Genomic DNA, 18,303 nt, shown 5'->3' with positions numbered 1-18,303 from the left:
GTTATTTGACGCGATCCGTGATCATCTGAATGACGGTCGTCGCGATCTGCTCGGCCGATTGCAGACCCACCACGCCGACCGAGATCAGCACCCCGGACCGTTCGCGATACAGGTGGCTCCAGTCCTCGGCGCTGATCCGCAGCGTCGCGGAATCCGCCTTGTCCAGGTTGAAGGTGTAATTGGGGTCCTTCAGGTTGGCGCACGCCTGCAGCGTCAGCTCCAGCTGATGGAACGCGCCGCGCGCGGCGCTGGAGTCCGGGTAGCGGGCCACCGCCTGCGTGACCGAGTTGACCAGTGCGACCCCGCCCGGCTCGATGTCGTCGGTCACGCCGTTGTAGCCCGCGCTGCGAAACTCGGTCCAGCCGGTTCCGAAGGTCAGATCGCTGTGGCCGACGGCCCGGCACGGTCCCGGGGCGTTCTGGTCTCCGGGGGGCGGCTTATGCAAATCCGCGTGGGGGTGCAGGGTGAGGTCCTCGGCGTTGGCGATCTTGCGGACATCTTCGACGCTGACGATGAACGAGTCCACGCCCGGCGGCGCCGTGTTCGAGGGCATCGCCGAATTCTTCCCGTGCGAGCACGACGACGCTGCGATCACGGCGGTGCAGGCGAGGACGACCTTGGCAAAGCGGCCCGCTCGGCGGCTCAGGGTGTGACCAGTCGAGCCTGCTGGCGTCATCGTGATTAGCCGTTTTCTGCGGACCGGCGTCCGCGATCGGTCGGACGTGCCTGTTAGCCAACATCCTAAGGCTGCCGCGGGGCATTCCCGCGCAAGCGTGCGTAAGAGTTTGCCCTGTGGGCGGTGCCGCCGCGCCTACCCGGCGACCTCGGCCAGCTTCGCCTTGACCTCGCCGGCGTTGGGGTTGGTCAGTGTTGACCCGTCGGCAAACTTCACGGTCGGAACGGTCCGGTTGCCCCCGTTGACGGAGCCGACGAACTCGGCCGCCGCCGGGTCCGCCTCGATGTCGACCTCGTCGTAGGCGATCCCGTTGGCCTTGAGGACGGTCTTGAGTCGATGGCAGTAGCCACACCACGACGTTGTGTAAATAGTGAGCGCAGCATTGGTCATAGCCCGTTAACGTAACGCCCCGACAATGCATTCCGCGAAGATTGGCGCCGCATCCCGGTTGTCGGGGGCGCCTGACACTATGGAACCCATGCCTCCGATGGTCACCGACAGCTTGACCGCCGGGCTGGACGCGGAGCAGCGCGAGGCCGTGCTGGCTCCGCGCGGGCCGGTCTGCGTGCTCGCGGGCGCCGGAACGGGCAAGACCCGCACGATCACGCACCGCATCGCCCAGCTCGTCGCCAGCGGTCACGTCGCGGCCGGTCAGGTGCTGGCGGTGACGTTCACCCAGCGTGCGGCGGGGGAGATGCGTTCCCGGTTGCGGGCGCTGGACGCGGGGTCGGTGCAGGCGTTGACGTTTCACGCCGCCGCGCTGCGCCAGCTGCGCTACTTCTGGCCGCGGGTGATCGGGGACACGCGATGGGAGCTGCTGGATACCAAGTTCGCCGTCGTCGCCCGCGCGGCCAGCCGGAGCAGGCTCAACACCAGCACCGACGACGTCCGCGACCTCGCCGGTGAGATCGAGTGGGCCAAGGCGTCGCTGATTGGCCCCGAACAGTACGTCGACGCCGTCGCCGCCGGCGGTCGCGACACCCCGATGGACGCCGACAAGATCGCCACCGTCTACGCCGCGTACGAGGCGCTCAAGGTCCGTGACGAGACCGTCACCCTGCTCGACTTCGACGACCTGCTGCTGCACACCGCCGCCGCCATCGAGAATGACGCCGGTGTCGCCGACGAGTTCCGTGGCCGCTACCGCTGCTTCGTCGTCGACGAGTACCAGGACGTCACCCCGCTGCAGCAGCGGGTGCTTTCCGCCTGGCTGGGCGACCGGGACGACCTGACGGTCGTCGGTGACGCCAACCAGACCATCTACTCGTTCACCGGCGCCTCACCGCGCTTCCTGCTGGACTTCTCGCGGCGGTTCCCGGACGCCACGGTGGTGCGGCTGGAACGCGACTACCGGTCCACGCCGCAGGTGGTGTCGTTGGCCAACCAGGTGATCGACGCCGCACGGGGTCGCGTCGCGGGCAGCAAGTTGAGGTTGGTGGGCCAGCGTCCGCCCGGGCCTGCCCCGTCGTTTCAGGAGCATCCCGACGAACCGGCCGAGGCCGCGGCGGTGGCCAAATCGATCGCCCGCCTGCTCGAATCGGGCACCGCGCCTTCCGAAATCGCGATCCTGTACCGGGTCAACGCGCAGTCCGAGGTGTACGAGGAGGCGCTGACGGAGGCCGGCATCGCCTACCAGGTCCGCGGCGGCGAGGGGTTTTTCAACCGTCAGGAGATCAAGCAGGCGCTGCTGGCGTTGACCCGCGCGGCCGAACGGGGCGCCGAGGGCCCGCTGCCGGAGATCGTTCGCAATATCCTCGAACCCCTCGGGTTGACGACGGAGCCGCCGGTGGGCGCCAAGGCCCGCGAGCGTTGGGAGGCACTGGCCGCGCTGGCCGAACTGGTCGACGACGAGGTCGCCCAGCGCCCCCAGCTGGAGCTGCCCGCACTCGTGGCGGAGCTCCGGTTGCGCGCCGACGCGCGGCACCCACCGGTGGTGCAGGGGGTCACGCTGGCCTCGCTGCACGCCGCCAAAGGGCTGGAGTGGGATGCGGTGTTCCTGGTTGGCCTGGCCGACGGCACACTTCCCATCTCGCACGCCCTGGCCCACGGCCCCGACAGCGAGCAGGTCGAAGAGGAGCGTCGGCTGCTCTACGTCGGAACCACACGGGCCCGGGTGCATCTGGCGCTCAGCTGGGCATTGGCAAGGACCCCGGGCGGGCGGCAGAGCCGCAAGCCGTCGCGGTTTCTCAACGGCATTGCGCCACAAACCCAGTCGACCCTGGCGCCCGCGAAATCCCGGCGCAGCAAGGGCACCCCGTCGCGCTGCCGGGTCTGCAACGAACCGCTCAGCACGCCGGCCGCCGTCATGCTGCGCCGCTGTGAGACCTGTGCGGGTGACGTCAACGAGGAGCTGTTGCTGCAGCTCAAGGCCTGGCGGCTGGAGCTGGCCAGGGAGCAGAAGATGCCGCCCTACATCATCTTCAGCGATAACACGCTGATCGCGATCGCCGAAATGCTGCCCGCAGACGAGGCCGCCCTGATCGCGATCCCGGGCATCGGCGCCCGCAAGCTCGAGCAGTACGGGGCCGACGTGCTCGATCTGGTTCGCCAGGCGCGCTAAACCCGCAGGTCAGAAAATCGGTTGTCAGTGACGGCCGGTAGCGTTTACCCTCGGAAACGGCCTTTATTGGTTGGTGCCTGAGAGGAGGGTGGCCACGATGATCAACGCGTTGAATACGAAAGCGTCCGGTGTAGGCGTGGCTGCCGCAGTGCTCGCGGTGGGAACCTTCCATGCCCCCCGCAGCGCCGCCTGGGCGGCCGCGGGTAAGCACCGCGTCGCCGCCGCGACTGAAGCGTCCGTGGATCGGGGTCACCCATAACGAGCTGACCCGAAATTCGCCGAATGGCCACGGACCCGACGTCATCAGGATCCGTGGCCAAGTCTTTTGGGAAGCAAGCCTCCCACCTGGTCCGGATCGCAGAAGGACAGACACAGACCAGGAAGAGGTGGACGAGAACATGTCAACACTGACCGTCCCTAGACCGACGCTGCCAGCGTTGCCGTGTCATGTCGGCGATCCCGACCTGTGGTTCGCCGAAACCCCGGCCGACCTGGAGCGGGCCAAGACGCTCTGCGCGGACTGCCCGGTCCGGCGCCAGTGCCTGGCCGCGGCGCTGGACCGCGCCGAGCCCTGGGGCGTCTGGGGTGGGGAGATCTTCGAGCGCGGCGCGGTCGTCAGCCGCAAGCGCCCGCGTGGGCGTCCCCGCAAGGGCGCGGAGGTGGCCGCCTGAGCGCCTGGGCCCCGGCCCCGCGGTGATCGCCGCGTACGTGACGCCACTGCGATTTTCGGCGCCGACGCGAAAGTGCACGTAATGCCGGTCACCGCGGCGTGTCGCCGGACATCTGCGCGCCCTCGCGGACAAGCGACGCGACTAGTCGCTAGGCCTAGACCCAACTAGACGACAGCGGTATCGGGCTCGGCGAAACCGGGAATCAGGTCTTCGGAAAGCCGCTTGATCGGCACGTGCGCATCCAGCTGGCACAGGATTGCGGCCACCGAGGCGATGACCCGCATCGGAATGATCAGCTTGGGCGGCAGGTCCATCTGTCGCGCCGTCTTGATCTGCGTCACCGAGCGGTCGATCTGGCCCACGGTCATGCGCTGCAGCCATTTGCGGGTGTAGTGGAACACCTCGACCTCGACGGGCTGGACGTACTGGCGCAGCATCTCGTCGATGTCGCGCACCGAGACCTGCTGGCCCTGCTGGATCAGCCCGGCCTTCTCCATGGTCGGCAGCAGCAGGTCGTAGTTCTTGTCGCGGGCCAGCCGGATCGTCATGCCGAGCTCGATCGGGTAGCCGCCGGGCAGCGGTGCCACCGCGCCGAAGTCGATGACGCCCATCCGGTCGTCGGGCAGCAGCATGAAGTTTCCCGGGTGGGCGTCGCCGTGCAGCATCTCCAGCCGGCGCGGCGCGTCGAACGTCAGCTCCAGCAGCCTAAACCCGATCAGGTCACGCTGCTCGGTGGTGCCGTTGCGGATGATTTCGGCCATCGGCACGCCGTCGATCCACTCCTGGATCACCACCTTGGGGGCGCTGGCCACCACGTGCGGCACCGCGAAATGCGGGTGGCCCTCGTAGGCCTTGGCGAAGGCGCGCTGGTTGTCGGCCTCCAGCCGGTAGTCGAGCTCCATCTCGGTGCGTTCGATCAGCTCGTCGACGATGCCCTGCACGTCGGCGCCGGGGGAGAGCTGCTTGACCACGCCGACCATCCGCTGCATCGTCTTGAGGTCGGCCCGCAGGGCCTCGTCGGCGCCGGGGTACTGGATCTTGACGGCCACCTCGCGACCGTCGGACCACACCGCTTTGTGCACTTGGCCGATGCTGGCCGAGGCCACCGGCTTGTCGTCGAACGACGTGAACCGGTCCCGCCACTTGGTGCCCAGCTGCGCGTCGAGCACGCGGTGCACTCTGGCGGCGGGCAGCGGCGGGGCGTCCTTCTGCAGCTTGGTCAGCGCCTCCCGGTAGGGCTCGCCGAACTGCTCGGGAATCGCCGCTTCCATCACCGACAGCGCCTGGCCGACCTTCATCGCGCCGCCCTTGAGCTCACCCAGGACGGTGAACAGCTGGTTGGCGGCCTTCTCCATCAGCTCGGCGTTGACCTCGTCTTTCGACTTGCCGGTCAGCCGCTTTCCGAAGCCCAGGGCCGCGCGGCCGGCCATGCCGACCGGGATGCTCGCCAGCTTCGCGTTGCGCGCGGCACGGCCACGTTTGATCTCTGACACACAACCATCATCCATGACGGCCCGTGCGGAACGCCCCCTAATACGGCGAGCAGACGTAAAAGCCCCTCCGCGCGCGGCGTGTCGGGTGCTTTTGCGTCTGCTCGGCAATCGGAGCCTGGTACCACAAACCCATGTCAGCCAAGCAAACGCAACACGACGCCGCCGAGGCTCTGTTCCGGGCCATCATCGAGACGCTGGACCGACACCGCAAAGAGGGCACCCTGACCGAGACGGTCCTGGACGACCTGGCCCGGGCCTACTCGTCGATCGCCACCGCCGTGCCGGAACAGGGACGCCTGGGCTGACCCCCGGATGCGCGCACGTCAGCACAACGTGCACAGCGGGTGCTTGGTCCACCGGCGCGCGACGATGGAGCCGGCATTGAGGTCGAACTCCAGCGTGGCATTCAGCGACGGCGGCGGCCCGGGGTCGGGCACCGGTTTCTGGCCGCGGACCGCGGCGATCACCCGATTCACCTGGCTCAGGGCCAGCGCCGCCGTCGCCAGCATGGTCGCGCGGTCGGCCACCCCGACCGTGTCGCGCAGCTGCGCGGCGATGGCCGGCCACGCGGCGTCGCGATCGCTGCGATGCAGATCCGCGCAGCCCAAACAGCTTGTCTCGCCGGGGATCACCAGCGGCCCCACCAGCCCGGTGCCGTCGCGCACCCGGACCGGCAGGTGCGCGATGCCCTGGTGATGCAGGTCGCGGACCATGCGCGGGTCGGCGACGAGGTAATCGGTCAACACCACCAGATCAGCAGTCGGCGACACGGCGGCATGCGGCTGGCTGGTGTGCGCGATCCGCGCGCCGGAGCAGCGCAGCGCCTCCACGAGCAGGTCCGACAGCGGCCCGCGGCCGTGCACCCGGATCGACGCCGCGCGGCCCCGCGCCGGGTCTGCGGGCGTTGCCACCCCGGCGCCGACGAGCTGCCCGACCAGGCCGGCAGCGTCCGGCAGGCCGCCGACGCGACGCTGCAATTCGGCGATCGCGATCGGCGAACGCATGGACCGCAGCAGCGTGGCTAATTCCGCCGCGGACAGGCCGCCCGGTGGCCGAACCAGCACGGCGCGGCGGGGATCCCAGCCCACCTGCACGGCACCGTCGGGCCGCAGCAGCACCGGCATCGCCGGGTCCAGGGCATACAGCGAAGGCCGCGGCATGAATCGAGACTGTGCCACGGCGGGCCCGGGACACGCTGCCCGTTGTCCACAGCCCCGTCGGGAGCTGGGCCGCGCTTAAGCAACCGCGCGGCGTGCCACCGGGACGTCTGCAACCGCTAGCAACAAGCGCGGCTCAGTGATCCGTCGCCCCGCCGGAGTCGGGCTCGTCGCGCTTGTCCCGCTCGAGTTGGGCTTCCAAGTCGGAAAGGGCCTGGTCGATGCCGCTGGTGTCGCCGCCGATGATCCGGTCGATAAACGCGGCCGGCTCGTCGAGATCGTCCGCGGCAGGAAGCAGGTCCGGGTGTTGCCAGACGGCGTCGCGGGCGTCGGCGCCGACGGCCTGCGTCAGCCGCTCCCACAGCGCGGCGGCCTCGCGCAACTTGCGCGGCCGCAGCTCCAGGCCGACCAGCGTCGCGAACGTCTGCTCGGCCGGACCGCCGCTGGCCCGACGCCGCCGCAACGTCTCGCTGAGGGCCGACGCGCCGGGGATCCGGTCGCCCAGCGCGGCGGCGACCACCACCTGCACCCACCCCTCGATCAGGGCGAGCAGCGTCTCAAGCCGTTCCAGCGCCTGCGTCTGCGCCGGCGTGGCCTTGGGTTCGAACACTCCCTGACCCAGCAGCTGTTCGATGGCCGCCGGATCGGACAGCGACGCGGGGTTGAAGTCGCGCGCCAGCTCCTCGATGCCCGTCATGTCGATCTTCATGCCGCGGGCGTAGGCCTCCACGGCGCCCAGCAACTGACTGGTCAGCCAGGGCACATGGCTGAACAGCCGATGATGCGCGGCCTCGCGGGCCGCCAGGAACGTCACGACCTCGCTGCGCGGCCGCTCGAGCCCGGACGCGAACGACTCGACCGCGTCCGGCAGGATGGCCGCCACCCCCTTGGGGCCCAGCGGCAGGCCGATCTCGGTCGACGTCAGCACCTCGCGCGACAACCGCGCCAGCGCCTGGCCCAGCTGCGAGCCGAAGGCCATGCCGCCCATCTGCGACATCATCGACAACAGCGGGCCGGCCATGCTCTTGGCTTCCTCGGGCAGCGACGACGCCCACACCGTCGAGATCTGCTCGGCCATCGGGTCGCACAGCCGCTTCCAGGTCTCCAGCGTGTTGTCGACCCAGTCGCTGGGGCTCCAGCCGACGGCCGTGGTCGTGCCGGCCGGCAGCGCCGTGGCCCCGTCCAGCCACGTCTCGGCGAGGTGCACCGCGTCCCTGATCGCCGAGTTCGTCGTGGCCGGGATGGGCGCGACGAAGCCGATCGAGCTGGTGGCGACCCGTCGCGCCAGGTCGTAGTTGACCGGCCCCGAGCCCTGCCCCCCGGACATCACGTTGCCGGCGTTGCTGAACATCTGGCCCAGCTGGGTGAAGATCTGCCCCAGGTCGCCCATGCCGAAGTCCCCACTCATGCCGAATGCGGCCAGTGGGTCCTGCGCGCCCGAGCCGGAATCGGGATTTTTCTTCCCGCGTTCTTCGCGCCCCGGCTCGTCTTTTTCGGAGTCGTCTCCGGAGGAGAAGCCGAAAGGCGGGTTAGCCATGACGTCAACGGTACTCAAGGGCCGCAGATAAAGCGCTATCTCACGTCATGCTCGTAGCTGAACACCGCCGTCTATGGTTAGCGGCGTGAACAGGCGGATTCTGACCTTGATGGTCGCGCTGGTGCCGATTGTGGTGTTCGGCGTCCTGCTGGCGGTGGTGACGGTGCCGTTCGTGTCGCTGGGTCCGGGTCCCACCTTCGACACGCTCGGCGAGGTCGACGGCAAGCAGGTAGTTCACATCGAAGGCACCCAGACGCATCCGACCTCGGGTCACCTGAACATGACGACGGTGTCCCAGCGCGACGACCTGACCCTCGGCGAAGCCCTGACCCTGTGGCTTTCGGGCACCGAACAGCTGGTCCCGCGTGACCTCATCTATCCGCCCGGAAAATCCCGCGAAGAGGTCGACAAGACCAACAACGCCGATTTCAAGAACTCCGAGGACAGCGCCGCCTACGCCGCCCTGGGCTACCTGAAGTTCCCGTCGGCGGTGACCGTCGCCAAGCTGGCCGACTCCGGTCCGTCGGCGGGCAAGCTCAAGACCGGGGACGCCATCGACATGGTCGACGGCACCCCGGTGCCCACCGTCGAGCAGTTCACCGCGCTGCTGAAGAAAACCAAGCCCGGTCAGGTCGTGACGATCGATTACCGCCGCAAGAACGAGCCGGCCGGCGTCGCGCAGATCACGCTGGGCACGAACAAGGACCGCGACTACGGCTTCCTCGGTGTCTCGGTGCTGGACGCGCCGTGGGCGCCGTTCGTCGTGGACTTCAACCTCGCCAACGTCGGCGGACCGTCCGCCGGGCTGATGTTCAGCCTCGCCGTCGTCGACAAGCTCACCACCGGTGACCTGGCCGGGTCGATGTTCATCGCGGGCACCGGCACCATCTCGATCGACGGCAAGGTCGGCCAGATCGGCGGCATCACCCACAAGATGGTCGCCGCCAGCGGCGCCGGTGCCACCGTGTTCCTGGTGCCGGCGAAGAACTGCGCCGAGGCGGCGTCGGACAACCCGAGCGGTTTACGCCTGGTGAAGGTCGAAACCCTGAGCGGTGCGGTGGACGCGCTGCACGCGATCACCTCCGGAGGTCAGCCCCCGAGTTGCTAACCGGGAAGGACCGCCGCGGCGGTGCGTAGAGTTGTGACCGTCTAGAAATCTCTAGACAACCGGCCTCAGAACAGCAGGGAGCGTAGCCAGTGGGGATGCGGCCCACCGCACGGATGCCGAAACTGAGTCGGCTCAGCCGGATTCTGATCATGATCGTGCTGTTCGGGATCCTGTTGCTGCTGGTTGGCCCGCAACTGGTCGACACATACGTCGACTGGCTGTGGTTCGGCGAGCTCGGCTACCGCTCAGTGTTCACCACCGTGCTGGTGACGCGGCTGGTGGTGTTCCTGGTGACCGCGCTGCTGGTCGGCGGCATCGTGTTCGCGGGTCTGGCGCTGGCCTACCGCACCCGGCCGGTCTTCGTGCCGAGCAACGACAACGACCCGGTGGCGCGCTACCGCACCTTCGTGCTGTCCCGGCTGCGGCTCGTGGGCATCGGAATCCCGGCGGCGATCGGCCTGCTCGCCGGGGTGATCGCGCAGAGTTATTGGGTGCGGATCCAGCTGTTCCTGCACGGCGGCGACTTCGGCATCCGCGATCCGCAGTTTGGCAAGGACCTCGGCTTCTACGCGTTCGACCTGCCGTTCTACCGACTGCTGCTCAGCTACCTGTTCGTCGCGGCGTTTTTGGCTTTGGTGGCGAACCTGTTGTCGCACTACATCTTCGGCGGCATCCGGCTGTCCGGGCGCAGCGGCGCGCTGAGTCGGTCGGCGCGCATCCAACTGGTCAGCCTGGTCGGCACGCTGGTGGTCCTCAAGGCCGCCGCGTATTGGCTGGACCGCTACGAACTGCTGTCGCACACTCGGAACAACAAGCCCTTCACGGGTGCCGGCTACACCGACATCAACGCGGTACTGCCCGCCAAGCTGATCCTGATGACGATCGCGCTGATATGCGCGGCCGCGGTGTTCTCCGCCATCACGCTGCGGGACCTGCGGATCCCCGCGATCGGGCTGGTGTTGTTGCTGCTGTCGTCGCTGATCGTGGGTGCGGGCTGGCCGTTTATCGTCGAGCAGCTCATCGCCAAGCCCGACGCGGTGCGCAAGGAGAGCGAATACATCAGCCGCAGCATCGCCGCGACGCGCCAGGCGTACGGGCTGACCGACGACGTAGTGACCTACCGCAACTACCCTGGCGACGCGCCGGCCACCGCCCCGCAGGTCGCCGCCGATCGCGCGACCACCTCGAACATCCGGTTGCTCGACCCGACGATTGTCAGCCCGGCCTTCACCCAGTTCCAGCGGGGCAAGAACTTCTACTACTTCCCCGAGCAGCTGTCCATCGACCGCTACGTAGACCGCAACGGCGCCCTGCGCGACTTCGTCGTCGCCGCCCGCGAACTGAACCCGGACCGGTTGATCCTCAACCAGCGGGACTGGATCAACCGGCACACCGTGTACACGCATGGCAACGGATTCGTGGCGTCGCCGGCCAACACCGTGCGCGGCATCGCCAACGACCCGAACCAGAACGGCGGTTACCCCCAGTTCCTGGTCAATGTCGTCGGCGCCAACGGCACCGTGCAGTCCGAGGGGCCGGCGCCGCTGGACCAGCCGCGCATCTATTTCGGCCCGGTGATCGCCAGTGCTGCCGCCGATTACGCGATCGTCGGACGCAACGGCGACGACCGTGAATACGACTACGAAACCAACACCGGCACAACGCGATACACCTACACCGGCACCGGTGGGGTCCCCGTCGGCAGCTGGCTGGCACGCAGCGTCTTCGCCGTGAAGTTCGCCGAGCGGAACTTCCTGTTCTCCAGCGTGATCGGCTCCAACAGCAGGCTGTTGTTCAACCGCGACCCCGCGCAGCGGGTGGAGGCGGTGGCGCCGTGGCTGACGACCGACACCGCGGTGTACCCGGCGATTGTCAACAAGCGGCTGGTCTGGATTCTCGACGGGTACACCACGCTGGACAACTACCCGTACTCCGAGCTCACCCCGCTGTCGTCGGCGACGGCCGACTCCACGGAGGTGGCCCTGAACCGGCAGGGCCCGGACAAGCAGGTGTCCTACATCCGCAATTCGGTCAAGGCCACGGTGGACGCCTACGACGGCACCGTCACGCTCTACCAGCAGGACGAACAGGACCCGGTGCTGCGAGCCTGGATGCGCGTCTTCCCGGGCACCGTCAAGCCGAAGAGCGATATCTCCCCCGAACTCGCGGAGCATCTGCGTTACCCCGAGGACCTGTTCAAGGTGCAGCGGCTGCTGCTGGCCAAGTATCACGTGAACAACCCGGGGACGTACTTCAACTCGTCGGACTTCTGGGACGTGCCGCTGGACCCGAATCCGACCGCCAGCAGCTATCAGCCGCCGTACTACATCGTCGCGAAAAACATTCTCAAGAACGACGGTTCGCCGTCGTATCAGCTGACCACGGCGATGAACAGGTTCCGCCAGGACTTCCTGGCCGCCTACATCAGCGCCAGTTGCGATCCCGCGACGTACGGCAAGATTACGGTGCTCACCATTCCGGGCAACGTCAACGGGCCGAAGCTGGCCAATAACGCGATCACCACCGACCCCGAAGTGCTGCGCGAACTCGGCGTGATCGGACGAGATAACCAGGCCCGCATCAAATGGGGCAACTTACTGACGCTGCCGGTTGCCGACGGCGGGCTGCTCTACGTGGAACCGCTGTACGCGTCCCCGGGCAGCAGCGATGCGGCCACCTATCCCCGCCTGATCAGGGTGGCGATGATGTACAACGACAAGATCGGGTACGGGCCCACCGTCGGCGATGCGCTGACCGCGCTATTCGGACCCGGCGCGGCCGCCGCCGCGGCCGGAGTCGTGCCCACCGAAGCCGGCGCGCCGCCCAAGGCCCCGCCGAACGCGCCACCGGCCAATGGTCCGGGACCGCCCGCGCCGCCGTCCGCGGTGCCGCCGGTTCCCGACGGGGCGACCACCCTATCGCCGGCCAAAGCCGCTGCGCTGCAGGAGATTCAGGCGGCCATCGGCGCGGCGCGGGACGCGCAGAAGAAGGGTGACTTCGGTGCCTACGGCGCCGCGTTGCAGCGGTTGGACGACGCGATCAACAAGTTCAACAACGCCAAGTAGCCGCTTGTCCTTTTCGCCGGCGAGCTAACCGCTGAGCCGACGGGCGACCTCGCCGTACCGCTCGAAACGCTCCGGATCGCCCGCGGCGTTGTAGAGCGCCAGCCGCGTCGCGATGCCGTCGTACTTTGAGGTCAGCGCGTCGGCCAGCCCGTCCCACGTCGACTCGGTCGCGAAGAGGGCGATGTGCTCGTCGGTGATCTGCGCCGCCATGCCCGCATAGTCGCCGGCCTTCTGCTTCTCGCGGATCCGCGCGGTCGTGCCCTCGAAGCCGGCCTCGTCCCAGATGAACGAGTAGTTGGGGGTGCTGCCGTAGAAACTCATGCTGGCGCGCACCGACTCCCGCTCGCGGGCGCGCTCTTCGTCGCTGTCGCCGACGATCGTCATCACCGGAACGATCATGGCGATGTCCGACGGCGAGCGGCCGGCTTTGGCGGCGCCCGCGGCGACGTTCGGCACGACGTGACGGCTGATGTAACCGGGCTCGCCGAGCGGGTGCACGTGCACTCCGTCCGCCACCTCGCCCGCCATCCGTAGCATCCATGGATTTACTGCTGCGACATCGACTTTGGGATCGGGCGCGTCGATGGGCCCGGCGCTCCACTGCGGGGTGATGAAATCGAGGTCGTAGAACTCGCCGTGGTGGTCAAGCTTTCCCGTCCGGAAGGCGGTGAAGCAGGCTTTGACGGCGCGAACGTAGTCGCGCAGTCGCGGACCGGGACGTTCGAAGGCCATGCCGTAGCGCCGCACGACGTGCGTGCGCACCTGGGTACCGAGGCCGAGCCGGAACTTCCCGTCGGTCGCTTCCTGCAGCTCCCACGCCGCGGCGGCCGTGACGAACGGGCTGCGCGGAAAGGCCACCGCGACCCCCGTGGACAACTCGAGGCCGGGCGCGGCCTGCGAGGCGACCGCGGCGTTGAGATAGGCGGTCCGCCCCGTCTCGGTGAACAGCATGCCGGAGAACCCCGCGTCCTGGGTCCGACGGGCCAGATCGCCGATCTTGGCCAAGGGCAGGGGGACCGTCATCACGTCGATGTGCACGGCGCAACAGTACCCCCGGCGTCAGGCGCGAGCCGCCGTGTGAAACCTGTCCCGATAGGCCTTGGGACTGATGCCGATGTGATTGAGGAAAACCCGTCGTAGCGTCTCCGCGCTGCCGAAACTCGCCAGCCGGGCGCTCTCGGCGACCGTGCGGCCGGCGTCGAGCGCAGCGCGTGCCACGTCGACGCGGACCATCTCGACGTAGCGGGCCGGCGTGGTCTGCAATTCGGACTGAAACAGCCGCGTCAGTTGCCGCGTGCTCAGGGAGGCCTGGGCTGCAAGCCTTTTCACGCTGTGGTCGGCGGCGGGGTCCGCAGCGATCGCCTCGGTGGCCGCCCGCAGCGGTGAGCCGGGCGGGGGCTCGGCCTCCACCAGGGCGGAGAACTGCGACTGTCCGCCCGCGCGTTTGAGATACACCACCAACCACCGCGCCACTTCGCGGACGAGTTCGGTGCCGTGATCGATTTCGACCAACGCCAGCGCTAGGTCGATGCCGGACGACACCCCGGCAGAGGTGAACAGATCGCCGTCGCGGACGAAAATGGCGTCCGGCTCGACGGTCACGGCGGGGAAGGCCCGAGCAAACAACCGGACATCATGCCAATGTGTGGTGGCGCGTCGGCCATCGAGCAGTCCGGCCTGCGCCAGGATGAAGGACCCCGTGCAAATCGAGGCCAGACGCCGAGCCCGGGTCGAGACCGATTTGATCGCCTCCACGAGTTCGGGGTCAATCGGCCGCCGGGGCAGTTCGTTGCTGCCCGCGACAATGACGGTGTCGACGTGGTCGATTGACGACATAGAGTCGGTGACGCCTAACCGGGACCCCAGAGACGTTGTGACGTCGCGCCCGTCGACCGACGCGATCTTGACCCGGTAGTCGGCGCCGAAGTGGTTGGCTTCGGCGAAGACCTCACCCGCGCCCGCAACGTCCAACATCGTCACGCCGTCGAAGACGACGATCACCACCGAACGGGTAGCTGGGTTGGGCGGCACCACCCGCCCATTGTGTCGCTTTTTGTGGGATCGACGGCTGTTCTGCACACGGTCGGATAGCCGCTGCGGGCGCAGACTGGCTGCAGTGAGCAATGAGAAGGAGATCAGATCATGGCCGTTCAGGCGATTGAGACCATCGCAGGCATCGCGGTACCGGATACCGAACTCGTCCGCGCGACCACCGAATTCGTCCGTGCGGCCGAGGACGACCTGCTGTTCGACCACTCCCGACGGGTGTTCCTGTTCGGCGCGTTGCAGGGCCTGCGCCGCGGCCTGGAACCCAATCTCGAGCTGCTTTACGTCGGGGCCATGTTCCACGACCTCGGCCTCACGGAGCGCTTCCGCACCTCCAGCCTGCGGTTCGAGGTCGACGGCGCCAACGCAGCGCGCGAGTTCCTGGTTGCCCACGGCGTCGGGAAGGCGGACGCGGACAAGGTGTGGCTGGGCATCGCCCTGCACACCACCCCAGGGATCCCCGAATTCCTCGACCCCGAAATCGCCTTGGTTACAGCCGGTGTCGAGACTGACGTGCTGGGCATCGGTCGCGAAGGCCTTTCGGCCGAAGCGCTGTCGGCCGTCACCGCCGTTCACCCGCGTCCAGACTTCAAGAATCGCATCCTGCGGGCTTTTACCGACGGCTTGAAGCACCGGCCGGGCAGCACCTTCGGCACCGTAAATGCCGACGTGCTGCAGCATTTCGACCCGACGTTCGTGCGTGAGGACTTCGTCGAAATCATCCGTAACAACGGCTGGCCGGAGTAGTCGCATGAACCATCAGGTCACCGTGGTGCGGCCAGGGGAGGGCGACGTCGTGCCGCTGCCCGGTTTCGGAGTGGTGTTCAAGCTCCACGGCCGCGACAACGGGGGAGAGGTGGCGATCGTCGAGCATCCGTTCGCGGTGGGTGCGCTCACCGCGGCGCACCGGCACAGCCGGGAGGACGAGCACTTGATCGTGATCGCCGGCGAGATCGGTTTCCGCTCGGACGACAGCGAGGTGGTGCTGGGGCCCGGCGGCTACATCACCAAACCGCGCGGTCAGATGCATGCCATGTGGAACGCCGGCAACGAACCGGGCCGCATCATCGAGATCATCACTCCGGGCGGCTTCGAAAACTATTTCCGCGCATTGGGGGAACTGTTGGCCGAGCACGCCGACGACCCCGCCGGCCAGATCCTGCACGAGCTTCCCGACTTCGGTGAGCTGGCCGCCAAGTACGGGTTGACGTACGGGTCCCCGGACTGGATGGACGACATCAGGCGACGGTACGGGCTCCAGTTGCCGACCCACTGATGGCGGCCGACGAGGCGCTGACCGCGCGATTTGGTGGGACTCGGGCGCGTTGGGTAACCTTGCGTTTACCGACGCGGGGTGGAGCAGCTCGGTAGCTCGCTGGGCTCATAACCCAGAGGTCGCAGGTTCGAATCCTGTCCCCGCTACCAGCGGAAATGGCCCTCAGGCACACGCCTGGGGGCCATTTTCATGCCCTTTGGGAACACTTTTGGGAACATTAGCGAGGGTAATGATTAGTTTGAAGGCTTCCTCTCGCTCGGCCGCGAGGCGAGATGACCGCGTCCAGCCGTCGCTCGGCCATCGAGTCGCTCGTATCTATCTCCGGAAATCGAAGTCGAGCGGGAGATCTGGCGTGAGACTATGCTGCACTCTCAACGGAAAGAGGATTATGACAGCGCGGCTCGTTGGCCTCATAGGCTGCGGCGGCGACACGCCATCGTGGATCGTTCCGGTGTCGGTCGTAGACGCTACGGTTAGGGCATGCGGAACTTATGGCTCGCGCGCAGACGTTCGAGTGGTGTCGGACGAGTCTGTTCTGCACCCGCTCCTCAGCGCGGAGGGACGAGCGGCTTAATTAGCTCCCATCGGGCTACCAGTTCGTAAAGGGAAAGGAAGGCAACGGAATGGCTCAACTCCATCCGGTCGAGGCCGTGCTGCGGGTGCAGTCGATCACCAAGGCCATTGCCAAAGTGCTTCGGGATGACGGACCAACGCGCCGCGCTGACCTACAGGCGAAGCTATCAGAGCAGAGCCACTTCAAAGCAGTCGAGGTTGATGCGGCCCTGAGCAACGTCAAGTACGTCGTCGACGAGGACGACGTACTTTCGATGGCTCCCTAAGCCCGCACCAGAGTGCGGAGCTGATAGCAGCAGGGGCTGTCGATGGGGTTGGCCCGTAGGATAACGGCTGTCGAGGCTGTCGGCGATGTCGGCATTGACGGTAAGACTCTCTCCCGAAACTCGTTACGTAGCAAGCGTTTAAGCAATCGCGAACGCGACGACGAAGCCAGGGCCAAAGATATTCGGAGCGAGGCGCAGCGCGATGTCGACCGGATCACCTACTCGCCCGCATGGCGGCGGCTCGCAGGGGTAACTCAAGTGGTCACCCCGTTCAGTGACCGGCCGCTGATTCACAATCGTCTCACCCACTCGCAGAAGGTGGCTCAGGTCGCAAGGAGTGCTGCCGAGCATCTGCTGAATGACGAGTCGCAACATGAACTTATCGGTGAGTTGGGCGGCCTTGATGTTGACGTGTGCGTCGCTGCCGCCATGGCACACGACATCGGCCACCCGCCATTTGGGCACGTCGGCGAGGAGATCCTTGACCGGATCGCACGAGAAGACGAATCCGATGCCTCTGTCGGCCTGGGCCTCGACGATGGCTTCGAGGGCAACGCGCAATCGCTGCGGATAGTGTTGACGGGTTATTCACGAAGTATTGAATACCAGGGTCTTGATCTGACATATGCTTCGTTGGCGGCCATTGCTAAGTATCCATGGCCGCGAGCGACCAAGAGAGGAAAGGTCGCTCATGACAGAGCGATGGATCTAACTGTCCCACGGACTCCGGCGCAATTCAAAGAAGACGCACTCTATCGTCGGCACTGGCGCAAGTTCAACTATTACGCTGAGCACGACGAGGTCCGAGAACTCACGCGATCCTTCCTTCCCGACGGGTTCGGCGAAGAGACGCAGACCCTCGAGTCGTCTATCATGGATATGGCAGATGATATCTCGTATTCGATTCATGATCTCGAAGATTTTCTTTTGATGGGTGGCATTCTCAATACCGCGGCCATACGAAATGAATTAAAGCAATTCGGAGACTATCAAGACCGGGTCCAGAAAGGTGAAAAGTTCGATAATTTTAAATACGATGGAGCGCTGGGGGATCTCGCGAGAAGGTTGGAGATCGACTACGTCGGCTGGTTTGACCACAAGAAGCTGCGCAACGCGGCGAAGCGATTGGCTAACGATACTGAAAGCATATTCGCAGAGAGCCAGCTAGAGGCTCGAGATGCATCCATACACACTTGGGCGTCGAACCAGGTAGAGAAGTTTTTGACTGGGCTCAAGGTCTCTGAAAAGCCGCTCTGGGCAGACGGACCCCACATCGGACTCCCCGTTGACGCTTGGCATGAAGTTCAACTCTTGAAATTCATCACTAAACGCTACGTGATACAACATCCGGACATGGCGCTTCTACAGCGAGGCCAGGAGTCCATACTGACGGATCTGGTCCAGATGGTACTCAACTGGAACAAGCATGATCAGAAGCGGCTCCCAGCACGCTTATTGTCTGACATCGAAATCGCGAAGACGCTGGCAAAAGATCCGAAGATGCAAGGCTATGGCGAGGGCCAGTTTGCGCGGGGTCCGAATATCAATCGGGCATTTGTTGACTATATATGCAACCTTACCGATGAAGAATGCAGTTCGGTATTTCGCAAGCTCAGCGGTATTTCGGTCCACCATCCCTTCGGCTATTTGGGTTAGGAACACAGCCCCGGAGGGTCATCGGGTCAACGGCTCTATCGACGTTCGGCGATCCGAGACCGAAAGATCATTAGCGCAACTGCGATTCACTCCGATTTCCGGTCGCCCACCAGGCGTCGTCTACTAGGGAGCTCGCCGCTTGCTCGGCAGAATGCCGTTCGTCATTGCGCTGAGCACGTGGGCATAGGTCTCTAGGACAAACCCCATGTCTGCATGTCT

Annotated in this window: 15 protein-coding genes, 1 tRNA gene and 1 pseudogene; 10 read left to right on the top strand and 7 right to left on the bottom strand. The window is 66.3% G+C overall.

Annotated features, from left to right (window positions below):
* Position 1: 1 nt before the first annotated feature.
* Both AC5Y5V_RS18920 and mrx1 read right to left on the bottom strand, forming a co-directional pair.
* Entirely contained in the window at positions 2-553 is a 552-nt protein-coding gene (locus AC5Y5V_RS18920; RefSeq protein ID WP_499938394.1) for a sensor domain-containing protein, read from the bottom strand.
* Positions 554-811: 258 nt separating this feature from the next.
* A complete protein-coding gene (gene mrx1 / locus AC5Y5V_RS18915) occupies positions 812-1,066 on the bottom strand; it encodes a mycoredoxin Mrx1 (RefSeq protein ID WP_499938391.1) in 255 nt (84 codons plus the stop codon).
* A 97-nt stretch (positions 1,067-1,163) separates the two neighbouring features.
* Here mrx1 and AC5Y5V_RS18910 point away from each other — a divergent pair, with 97 nt between their 5' ends.
* Together AC5Y5V_RS18910 and AC5Y5V_RS18905 are read left to right on the top strand one after the other, a co-directional pair.
* The gene (locus AC5Y5V_RS18910) at positions 1,164-3,236 is read left to right on the top strand and encodes an ATP-dependent DNA helicase UvrD2 (protein ID WP_499938603.1); all 2,073 of its coding nucleotides are present in this window, start codon (positions 1,164-1,166) and stop codon (positions 3,234-3,236) included.
* Between the two features lie 398 nt (positions 3,237-3,634).
* Positions 3,635-3,907: a WhiB family transcriptional regulator gene (locus AC5Y5V_RS18905; RefSeq protein ID WP_499938389.1), complete on the top strand. Its 273-nt coding sequence runs from the start codon at positions 3,635-3,637 to the stop codon at positions 3,905-3,907.
* Positions 3,908-4,071: 164 nt separating this feature from the next.
* On the opposite strand, the gene AC5Y5V_RS18900 is transcribed toward AC5Y5V_RS18905, so the two are convergent.
* Positions 4,072-5,415, bottom strand: coding sequence for a macrolide-binding ATPase MABP-1 (locus tag AC5Y5V_RS18900; RefSeq protein ID WP_499938387.1), 1,344 nt, complete (start codon positions 5,413-5,415; stop codon positions 4,072-4,074).
* Between the two features lie 116 nt (positions 5,416-5,531).
* On the opposite strand from AC5Y5V_RS18900, the gene AC5Y5V_RS18895 reads away from it, so the two are divergent.
* Positions 5,532-5,705 carry a hypothetical protein gene (locus AC5Y5V_RS18895; RefSeq protein WP_499938385.1) on the top strand — a complete coding sequence of 58 codons (174 nt, stop codon included), beginning with the start codon at positions 5,532-5,534 and terminating at the stop codon, positions 5,703-5,705.
* A gap of 18 nt (positions 5,706-5,723) precedes the next feature.
* On the opposite strand, the gene AC5Y5V_RS18890 is transcribed toward AC5Y5V_RS18895, so the two are convergent.
* The gene (locus AC5Y5V_RS18890; protein WP_499938381.1) at positions 5,724-6,560 is read right to left on the bottom strand and encodes a TOMM precursor leader peptide-binding protein; all 837 of its coding nucleotides are present in this window, start codon (positions 6,558-6,560) and stop codon (positions 5,724-5,726) included.
* Between the two features lie 133 nt (positions 6,561-6,693).
* Positions 6,694-8,112, bottom strand: a complete 1,419-nt coding sequence (locus tag AC5Y5V_RS18885; protein ID WP_499938378.1) for a zinc-dependent metalloprotease — start codon at positions 8,110-8,112, stop codon at positions 6,694-6,696.
* Between the two features lie 67 nt (positions 8,113-8,179).
* Between AC5Y5V_RS18885 and AC5Y5V_RS18880 the strand changes: the two genes are divergently transcribed.
* Entirely contained in the window at positions 8,180-9,202 is a 1,023-nt protein-coding gene (locus AC5Y5V_RS18880; protein WP_499938376.1) for a YlbL family protein, read from the top strand.
* Between the two features lie 89 nt (positions 9,203-9,291).
* Positions 9,292-12,267 (top strand): UPF0182 family protein, encoded by a 2,976-nt coding sequence (locus AC5Y5V_RS18875; protein WP_499938374.1) that lies wholly within the window; start codon positions 9,292-9,294, stop codon positions 12,265-12,267.
* A 24-nt stretch (positions 12,268-12,291) separates the two neighbouring features.
* On the opposite strand, the pseudogene AC5Y5V_RS18870 reads toward AC5Y5V_RS18875, so the two are convergent.
* Positions 12,292-13,308: pseudogene (locus AC5Y5V_RS18870) on the bottom strand (TIGR03617 family F420-dependent LLM class oxidoreductase); the annotation flags it as partial.
* Positions 13,309-13,326: 18 nt separating this feature from the next.
* Positions 13,327-14,301, bottom strand: coding sequence for a GlxA family transcriptional regulator (locus tag AC5Y5V_RS18865; protein WP_499938372.1), 975 nt, complete (start codon positions 14,299-14,301; stop codon positions 13,327-13,329).
* A gap of 108 nt (positions 14,302-14,409) precedes the next feature.
* Between AC5Y5V_RS18865 and AC5Y5V_RS18860 the strand changes: the two genes are divergently transcribed.
* From AC5Y5V_RS18860 to AC5Y5V_RS18840, 5 genes are all read left to right on the top strand, one after another.
* On the top strand, positions 14,410-15,060 hold the full coding sequence (locus AC5Y5V_RS18860) for an HD domain-containing protein (RefSeq protein WP_499938370.1): 651 nt from the start codon (positions 14,410-14,412) through the stop codon (positions 15,058-15,060).
* Positions 15,061-15,064: 4 nt separating this feature from the next.
* Positions 15,065-15,589 carry a cupin domain-containing protein gene (locus AC5Y5V_RS18855; RefSeq protein WP_499938369.1) on the top strand — a complete coding sequence of 175 codons (525 nt, stop codon included), beginning with the start codon at positions 15,065-15,067 and terminating at the stop codon, positions 15,587-15,589.
* Positions 15,590-15,661: 72 nt separating this feature from the next.
* Positions 15,662-15,738 (top strand) — tRNA-Met (locus AC5Y5V_RS18850).
* 474 nt (positions 15,739-16,212) lie between these two features.
* Positions 16,213-16,428 carry a hypothetical protein gene (locus AC5Y5V_RS18845; protein WP_499938368.1) on the top strand — a complete coding sequence of 72 codons (216 nt, stop codon included), beginning with the start codon at positions 16,213-16,215 and terminating at the stop codon, positions 16,426-16,428.
* 42 nt (positions 16,429-16,470) lie between these two features.
* Positions 16,471-18,084: a deoxyguanosinetriphosphate triphosphohydrolase family protein gene (locus AC5Y5V_RS18840; RefSeq protein WP_499938366.1), complete on the top strand. Its 1,614-nt coding sequence runs from the start codon at positions 16,471-16,473 to the stop codon at positions 18,082-18,084.
* The last annotated feature ends 219 nt before the right edge of the window (positions 18,085-18,303 follow it).

Source organism: Mycobacterium sp. NGS68 (assembly GCF_059812195.1).
The sequence above is the reverse complement of the archived record's forward strand: the minus strand, read 5'-3'. Positions and strand labels throughout refer to the sequence as shown.